The 8,186-nt window shown below is 68.3% G+C and carries 10 protein-coding genes; 9 read left to right on the forward strand and 1 reads right to left on the reverse strand.

From position 1 onward, the window contains the following. The first annotated feature begins 243 nt into the window (after positions 1 to 243). The 8 genes from VLK61_RS15360 to VLK61_RS15395 all read left to right on the forward strand — a co-directional run bounded on the left by VLK61_RS15360 (position 244) and on the right by VLK61_RS15395 (position 6,105). A complete protein-coding gene (locus tag VLK61_RS15360) occupies positions 244 to 927 on the forward strand; it encodes a GntR family transcriptional regulator (protein WP_325422487.1) in 684 nt (227 codons plus the stop codon). Positions 928 to 952: 25 nt separating this feature from the next. Then, entirely contained in the window at positions 953 to 2,191 is a 1,239-nt protein-coding gene (locus VLK61_RS15365; RefSeq protein ID WP_325422488.1) for a malonyl-CoA decarboxylase domain-containing protein, read from the forward strand. Positions 2,192 to 2,217: 26 nt separating this feature from the next. Continuing rightward, positions 2,218 to 3,207, forward strand: a complete 990-nt coding sequence (locus tag VLK61_RS15370) for a Bug family tripartite tricarboxylate transporter substrate binding protein (RefSeq protein WP_325422489.1) — start codon at positions 2,218 to 2,220, stop codon at positions 3,205 to 3,207. Between the two features lie 16 nt (positions 3,208 to 3,223). Next, positions 3,224 to 4,759, forward strand: coding sequence for a malonate--CoA ligase (locus VLK61_RS15375; protein ID WP_325422490.1), 1,536 nt, complete (start codon positions 3,224 to 3,226; stop codon positions 4,757 to 4,759). Continuing rightward, a complete protein-coding gene (locus tag VLK61_RS15380; RefSeq protein WP_325422491.1) occupies positions 4,756 to 4,974 on the forward strand; it encodes a cysteine-rich CWC family protein in 219 nt (72 codons plus the stop codon). Before VLK61_RS15375 ends, VLK61_RS15380 begins: the two co-directional genes overlap by 4 nt. Before the next feature lie 30 nt (positions 4,975 to 5,004). After that, positions 5,005 to 5,310, forward strand: coding sequence for a hypothetical protein (locus VLK61_RS15385; protein ID WP_325422492.1), 306 nt, complete (start codon positions 5,005 to 5,007; stop codon positions 5,308 to 5,310). Beyond that, positions 5,307 to 5,819 (forward strand): PIN domain-containing protein, encoded by a 513-nt coding sequence (locus VLK61_RS15390; protein WP_325422493.1) that lies wholly within the window; start codon positions 5,307 to 5,309, stop codon positions 5,817 to 5,819. Before VLK61_RS15385 ends, VLK61_RS15390 begins: the two co-directional genes overlap by 4 nt. Before the next feature lie 67 nt (positions 5,820 to 5,886). Continuing rightward, entirely contained in the window at positions 5,887 to 6,105 is a 219-nt protein-coding gene (locus VLK61_RS15395) for a hypothetical protein (protein WP_325422494.1), read from the forward strand. Between the two features lie 58 nt (positions 6,106 to 6,163). Here the strand turns inward: VLK61_RS15395 and VLK61_RS15400 are convergent, their stop codons facing one another. After that, the gene (locus VLK61_RS15400; RefSeq protein ID WP_325422495.1) at positions 6,164 to 7,138 is read right to left on the reverse strand and encodes a helix-turn-helix domain-containing protein; all 975 of its coding nucleotides are present in this window, start codon (positions 7,136 to 7,138) and stop codon (positions 6,164 to 6,166) included. Between the two features lie 202 nt (positions 7,139 to 7,340). Between VLK61_RS15400 and VLK61_RS15405 the strand changes: the two genes are divergently transcribed. Next, positions 7,341 to 8,186: amino acid ABC transporter substrate-binding protein (locus tag VLK61_RS15405; RefSeq protein WP_325422496.1), on the forward strand; the 846-nt coding region annotated here is incomplete at its 3' end.

Here is an 8,186-nt window from a genome sequence, read left to right on the forward strand (position 1 = left end):
TCATCCCGGCGGTCAAGGTGACGCCCAGGGTGGCCATCGCGAGCAAGCGGACGAGGGACATGCGGATCTCCTGATCGGTGCCGGCACCCGACGACCGGATGCCTTGCCCACTGCGTAACCCGATGCAGCTGGCGGTTCCGGGCGCGTCAGCTGCCGGCGTCCCGAACGTGACCGAGTACGCAGCTGCACCATCGGATTGGCGATGGATTGCAATCACATAATTACAGGATTACCATCCGCCCCATGGCTGATCCGATCCCGCTGCGCGGCACCTCATTGCACGACGGCGTGGCCGCGCGGCTGCGCACGATGGTCTTCGACCGTGAACTCAGCCCCGGCGCCTTCATCGACGAGCTGGCGCTGGCCGAGGCCTGGCAGATCAGCCGCACGCCGCTGCGCGAGGCGCTGAAGGTGCTGGCCGCCGAGGGCATCGTCGAGCTGGTGCCGCGGCGCGGCGCGCGCGTCATCGAGCTCACCGATGCCGATGCCGAGCAGTTGTTCCCGGTGATGGCCATGCTTGAAGGCCGCTGCGCGCTGGAAGCCACGCAGCGCGCCAGCGATGACGACCTGCTGCACCTGCGCCGCCTGCACGACCAGCTGGAGCGCCATGCCGCCGCGCACGACATCGACGGCTATTACCGCGTCAACCACGACTTCCATTCCTTCGTGCAGCAGCTGGCCGCCAACCGCTGGCTGGACCGTGTCACCAAGGACCTGCGCCGCTTCATGCGCCTGTGGCGCGGCCGGCAGCTGCAGCTGCCCGGGCGCATCGAGGCCTCGATCAACGAACACCGTGTGCTGCTGGACGCCATCCTGCAGCGCGACGCCGCCCGCGCTGAACGCGCGATGCATGACCACCTGATGGCGCAGCTCGCCGCGCTGAAAGCGCTGCAGCGGCGCGAAAAGAAGCAGAAACACCGTGCCTGAACTTGCCCCGCCCTCTTCGACATCGATGCCCCCGGAGGCCGCGCCGCGGGCCGCACGGGCCGCCCCGCGCAAGCCCGGCAGCCGCAAGGTCGCATCGCCGCACGAGCGTGCGCTGCGCACGCTGCTGGCCGATTGCCGGCGGCTGATCAGCGAACGCGGCGATGCCGGCGACCCCCGCATCGCCCAGGCCCTGGTGGCGCAGATCGATGGCCTCGCGGACGAGCCGCGCCGCCGCTTCTTCGAGCACCTGGCGCGCGACTTCGGCCCCGACCCACAGCAGGTGCTGGCTTGCGCGCAGGCCTTTGCCGAAGCGCCAGACCAGGCCGAACACCTGATCCGGCTGACCCAGGCGGCCGAGCCGCCGCGCCAGGAGCTGTTCCGCCGCCTGAACCGCGCACCCGGCGGCACCGCGGCACTGGTCCGGCTGCGCCGCTCGCTGCTGGAGCGGCTGCCGCGCCAGCGCGGGCTGGCCGGTGTCGAGCACGACCTGCACCACCTGCTGTCGAGCTGGTTCAATCCCGGCTTCCTGCAGATGCGCAAGGTCGACTGGACTTCGCCGGCACAGCTGCTCGAACAAATCATCCGCCACGAAGCCGTGCATGCCATCGACGGCTGGGACGACCTGCGCCGCCGGCTGCAGCCCGACCGCCGCTGCTTCGCCTTCTTCCACCCGCAGCTGCCGGACGAACCGCTGATCTTCGTCGAGGTGGCGCTGGTGCCGGAGATGGCGGCCGCCATCGCGCCGCTGATCGACAAGAAGTCGCAGCCGCTGCCGCCCGAGGACTTTCAGGTGGCCGTGTTCTATTCGATCAGCAACTGCCAGCCGGGCCTGCGCGGCGTCTCGCTCGGCAACTTCCTGATCAAGCGCGTGGCCGAGCAGCTGAAACGGGAACTGCCGCAGCTGAAGACCTTCTGCACGCTGTCGCCGATTCCCGGCTTCATGGACTGGCTGCAGCGCATGCATGGCGATGCCGAGGCCGCGGTGATGGCGGCATCGCCGTCCGAGGTGCTACGCATGGCCGCTCGCTTCCTGGTGCATGAAAGCGTGCGGCCGCAGGGCGACCCGGTGGCCCGCTTCCACCTGGACAATGGGGCACGGCTGGAGCGCCTGAACCCGCAGGCCAACCTGTCGGCCAAGGGGCTGAAACAATCGGCCGGCCTGATGGTGAACTACCTGTACGACCTGGCCCGCATCGAAACCTGCCACGACCGCTTTGTGCAAGGCCGCGTGGTGCATTCCCGCGCCGTCGCGGCGCTGCTGTGATGACAACGACGACTGGAGACGACCTCATGGACCCGAAGAACCCCTTGCGCCGCACTCTGCTGGCCGGCGCCGTGGCCGCCGCGGCTCTGGCCGGCGCCACTGGCGCCCAGGCCCAGGCCTGGCCGAGCAAGCCGGTGACCATCGTCGTGCCCTTCCCGGCCGGTGGCGGCACCGACGCGTTTGCGCGCCCGCTGTTCGCGGTGATGACACGCAATGCCGGCAAGCAGTTCGTCATCGACAACAAGGGCGGCGCCGGCGGCACGGTGGGCGCCAGCCTGTCGGCCCGCGCGGCACCCGATGGCTACACCTTCTTCATGGGCGCCGTGCACCATGCCATCGCGCCGTCGATGTACCCGAAGCTGGACTACAACATCGAGACGGATTTCGTGCCGGTGGGCCTGATCTCCAGCGTGCCGCAGGTCATCGTGGTGCACCCGCAGCGCGTGCCGGTGACTGACCTGAAGGGCCTGCTCGAGTACGTGCGCAAGAACCCCGGCAAGCTGAACTACGGCTCGGCCGGCAACGGCACCTCGCACCACCTGGCCGGTGAGCTGTTCAAGCTGCAGACCAAGACCTTCATCACCCACATTCCCTACCGCGGCGCCGGCCCGGCGCTGCAGGACCTGATCGCCGGCCAGGTCGACATGATGTTCGATGGCCTGGGCTCGTCGTCCGCGCACATCAAGGCCGGCCGCATCAAGGCGATTGCGGTGGCGTCCGAGAAGCGCGCGCCGGGCTTCCCCGACACCCCCACCGCGGCCGAAGGCGGCGTGCCGACCTACCAGGTGGCCACCTGGTACGGGCTGTGGGCCCCCAAGGGCACGCCGAAGGAAGCCGTCGAGGCGATGCAGGCCGAGATGAAGAAGGCACTGAACTCGGATGAGTTGAAGGGCATCTGGGCCGGCCTGGGCGCCAACCCGCCGAACATCTGGGGCCCGGACTTCGGCAAGTTCGTCGGCAACGAGGTCAAACGTTGGGCCGAGGTGGTCAAGAGCTCGGGCGCAAAGCTGGACTGAAGGCTGGATCTTGACGATGGACAACCAGAACCTCTTTGCCGCGCTGCGGGCGGCCTTCCCCGCCGATCTGGACAGCACCGCGATCGAAACCGCCGACGGCCCCGGCGCGCCGCTGCGCTACAGCTGGCGCGATCTGGAGCGTGGCACCGCGATGATGGCCAACCTGCTGACCGGGCTGGACCTGCCGGCCGGCAGCCGCGTGGCGGTGCAGACCGACAAAAGCGTCGAAGCACTGATGCTGTACCTGGCGGTGCTGCGCGCCGGCCATGTCTACCTGCCGCTGAACACCGCCTACCAGGCGGCCGAGATCGCCTACTTCATCGGCAATGCCGAACCGGCGGTGGTGGTCTGCGCGCCCAAGAGCTTTGCCTGGGTCAGCCGTGTCGCCTTCCAGGCCGGCACGATGCATGTGTTCACGCTGGGTGACGACCGGAGCGGCAGCCTGCTGGAGCGCGCTGCCCATTGCAGCGATGTGCAGGTGCCGGCCGTGAAGCAGGCCGACGACCTGGCCGCCATCCTGTACACCAGCGGCACCACCGGCCGCAGCAAAGGCGCCATGCTGTCGCATGGCAACCTGCTGAGCAATGCGCGCATGCTCAAGGACTACTGGGCCTGGCGGCCTGGCGACGTGCTGATCCACGCCTTGCCGATCTTCCATGTGCACGGCCTGTTCGTCGCCTCGCATGGTGCGCTGCTGAATGGCAGCAAGATGATCTGGTTCTCGAAGTTCGACCCCCAGGCGGTGATCGCGCGGCTGCCCGAGGCCAGCGTGTTCATGGGCGTGCCCACGCTGTACGTGCGCATGCTGGCCGAGGCCTCGCTCACGCCGCAGGCCTGCCGGACCATGCGCCTGTTCGTCGCCGGCTCGGCGCCGCTGCTCAGCGAAACCTTCCAGGCCTGGCAGCAGCGCACCGGCCACACTATCCTCGAACGCTATGGCATGAGCGAAACGGTGATGCTGAGCTCCAACCCCTACGAGCCCGCGTCGGCTCGGCGCGCCGGCACCGTCGGTTTTGCGCTGCCGGGCGTCACGCTGCGCGTGCAGGACGAGCAAGGCCAGCCCTGCGCCTGCGGCGAGATCGGCGGCATCCAGGTGCGCGGCCCCAATGTCTTCGCGGGTTATTGGCGCATGCCCGAAAAGACCCAGGAAGAGTTCACTGCGGATGGCTGGTTCAAGACCGGCGATGTCGGCAAAATCGACGCCGAGGGCTACATCCACATCGTCGGCCGCAGCAAGGACCTGATCATCAGCGGCGGCTACAACGTCTACCCGGCCGAGATCGAGGGCTACATCAACGACATGGCCGGTGTCGCCGAATCGGCGGTGATCGGCGTGCCGCACCGCGATTTCGGCGAAGCGGTGGTGGCCGTGGTGGTGGCCAGGCCCGCCGCCGAGGTGAATGGCGCGGCCATCGTCGCCGCGCTGAAGCAGCAGATCGCCAACTTCAAGGTGCCCAAGCAGGTGTTCGTGGTGCCCGATTTGCCGCGCAATGCCATGGGCAAGGTGCAGAAGAACCTGCTGCGTGAGCGGCATCAGGATTTGTTCCGGTGAGCCCGGACCCATCGCCCGTCGACAAGCGCTGCCCGCGCTGCGGCCAAGGTTTCCATTGCGGCATCACTGACGCCGGGCCATGCCCCTGCACCCATGTTCGATTGGACGGGCCCACGCTCGCCGCGCTGCGCCAGCGCCACGCTGATTGCCTGTGCCTGCGCTGCCTGGGCGAGCTGGCGCAGCAGGGCATTGACACGGGATCCGCGCTACACTGATCCCGTGTTCATTTTCCAGGAGACCATGCCGTGGCCAACCTGACCATCGTGGTCGACGACCAATTGCTGAAGGACGCGCGCATCAAGGCATTGCAGCAAGGCACCAGCGTCAATGAAGTGTGCCGCGAGGCCATCGCGCGTTTTGCAGGCGCAACCGATCAGGGACACAGCACGCTTGATGCGCTGCGCAAACTGGCGAGCCAGGTTCCGCCCTCGCCCAGCGGCGAAGCTGCCTGGCCGGGCCGCGAAGCGCTTTACGACGAAGTCTTGGGGGAACGCGGGCTGAACCGACTTGAGTCGCCGAGCGCCGTGACGCCGCAGCAGCGCCGTCGATGAGCACCTTTTTCGACACCAACGTGCTGGTCTATGCCTTCGACCGCGGTGCCGGCCAACGCCACGCGGTGGCCGACGCAGTGCTGGCGCAGCACTTGATCGCGCGCACGCTGGTGATCAGCACCCAGGTGCTGCTGGAGACCTATTCCGTCCTGACGCGCAAGAAGGGCGTGCGGCCCGATGTCGCCCTGACGGGCTTGTCGGCGCTGGCCCAGGAGAAGGTGGTGCCGGCCAGTGCCGACTTTGTCCTGCGCAGCATGGCCACGTCGCAACGGCATCAGTTGTCGATCTGGGATGCCCTGATCCTGCAAGCCGCGCTGGACGCCGGTTGCGATGCGCTGCTGAGTGAAGATCTGCAAGCCGGGCAGCGCTTCGGCACGCTGGAAGTGGTGAACCCGTTTGCGCCGGGCGCGCACGACGTGCCGCCCGCAGCCTACGGCAGCCAGCCCGCCCCTTCGAACACCGCGCGCAAGCGCGCCGCCGCCAAGCCATCCCCACCAGGCAAGCGTTGAAAGTCGCCGCTTTGGCGCCTAAAGTGGTGAGAGGAGGATCCCCTGTGGCCTCCTTGTGGAGGGCAGCATGTTCAGACGCTTCGTCTCCCACCCGTATGCCATCGGTCTCGCGCTGCTGGCCACGCTGATGGTGCTGGCCACGCTGGAACGCATGTCCGGCACCGAGGGGGCGTACCACATGCTCGCGCGTGTCGGCACGGAAGTCAGCCAGCAGGTGGTGGTGGTGGGCCACCGCGTGGTGCAGCAGGTCGTGATCGTCGGCCGGAAACTCAGCAGCGACAAATGAGCGCCCCAGGGCGACCGGGCTGCGCCCCGCCCGGCCTTCGTGCGGTTTCGTGAGTTGATCAGCGCGGCAGGACAGTCTGGCCAAAACCCTCTCGGCGGTAGACGCTCGGCGGGATGCCGAAGCGTTGCGCAAACACCCGGCTGAAATGCGGCAGGCTGTTGAAGCCGCGCAGCATCGCGATGTCGGTGATCGAGTGGCCCATCTGGGTCGGGTCGGCCAGGTCGTGGCGCACCGCTTCCAGCCGTTCACGCAGCAGGTAGCCGGCCACGCCTTCGGGCTCGTCGGCAAACGCGTTGTACAGCTGGCGGCGGCTGCAGCGCAGCGCCAGCGCGATGTCGTCGACCGTCAGCCCGGGGTCGCCCAGCCGGTGCGCCACGAGTTCCTTGATGCGGTCGCGCAGCGCCTGCACCTTGGTCAGTGCGGTGCCGCGGCCAGCCAGGTCCAGCAGCGACAGGTGCACCAGCTGCGTGATCGCCGCGCCGACGCCGCGCGCCGCTTCATCGCTCATCTCCGGCAGTTCCTGGTAGGCGCTGCGCATGGTCTCCAGCGCCAACCGCGCGATGCCATGGCCGCCGCCCAGCGGCCGTGCCATCAGTTCCTGCAGCGGCAGGCCGCGCTCGGCGAGGTCGGCCTTGGGCAGCATCACGATCAGGTGCTCCACCGGCTCGGGGTTGGCCACCGAATAGGTCTCGGTGGTGTCGTAGATGCTCCACTCGCCCGGCCCGACCCAGGCCTGCCGGCCCTGCTGCTCGACGCCGGCGCAGCCACGCTGCGGCGCCACGATCTTCAGGTAGCCCTGATCGCTGGCGCGCACCAGGCTCTTGCTGCGCATCACGCGGTGGCGGCCGGATTCCAGGCGCGTCAACACCACTTCGCCGGCGCGGGTGCTGCTGATGCGGCCATCGAACTCGGTATCGCCGTAGAGGTCGGAGTCGAGGCCGCCGAACAGCTTCCAGACCCAGTCGCGCCAGTACGGCACCTTGTCGCGGGCGCTGACCTCGTCGGTGCTCATCATCGCGGTGGCAGCAGGCATGGTGGCTCCCGAAACTTCCTTGCGCCGATTATGCGAAGCCCACCGTCCGGCGCGCCACCGCTTGTCTCGATGGGCCGCAGAGCGAGGGAAAACACCGGTCCGCCGTGCACAAAACGATAAGCGCGCTGCATGGGCGGGCAAGACGCCGCGGGCCCGGATTCCTAGGATGCCGGCCTTGGCCCCACATCATGAGGAGACTGCCATGGCCCCGACACGCCCACCCGCTTCGCCCCCTGCATCGCCCGTGAACGCTTCCCGCCGCCGCGCCACGCAGGCGCTGGCGGCCGGCGTGGCCAGCGCCGGCTTCCCGGCCTTGCTGCGCGCCGCCGAGCCGGTGCGCATCGGCTACGCCATCGCCCGCACGGGGCCCTGGGCCGGCGGCGGCCAGGTCAGCCAGGAGCCCAACTACCTGCTGTGGGCCGAACAGGTGAATGCCGCCGGCGGGCTGGACGTGAAGGGCACGAAGCGGCCGATCGAGCTGATCAGTTCCGACGACCGCAGCGACATCGAGACCTGCGTGCGCAGCTATGAAAAGCTGATGGGCAGCGACAAGGTCGACCTGGTGCTGCCGCCCTGGGGCAGCAACGCCAACTTTGCCGTGGCGCCGCTGGCGAATCGCTTCGGCTACCCCTTCCTCGCGCCGACGGCCTTGTCGCGCCGGCTGGTGGAGATGAAGCTGCCGTTTTTCTTCCTGCTGCTGCAGCAGCCGGCGCCCATGACCAATGCGCTGGTGGACATGCTCAAGGCCAATGGCGCGAAAAGCCTGGCCGTGATCTACGTTGACGACCTGTTCGGCCTGGAGAACTACTCGGCGCTGAAAGTGGCCCTGCAGGGCAGCGGCATCAGCCTGGTGCAAGACACCAGCTACCCGGCCGGCGTGAAGGACCTGTCACCCGTGCTGCGCTCGATCAAGGACAAGAACCCCGACGCCTTCGTCGGCTTCACCTACCCGCCCGACACCATCCTGGCCAGCAAGCAGGCCAAGGAAGTGGGTCTCAACCCGAAGTTCTTCTACGCCTCGGTCGGCACGGCCTTCCAGCTGTACCGC

Origin of the sequence: Aquabacterium sp. (assembly GCF_035476535.1) — a bacterium.
GTDB lineage: Bacteria > Pseudomonadota > Gammaproteobacteria > Burkholderiales > Burkholderiaceae_C > Pseudaquabacterium.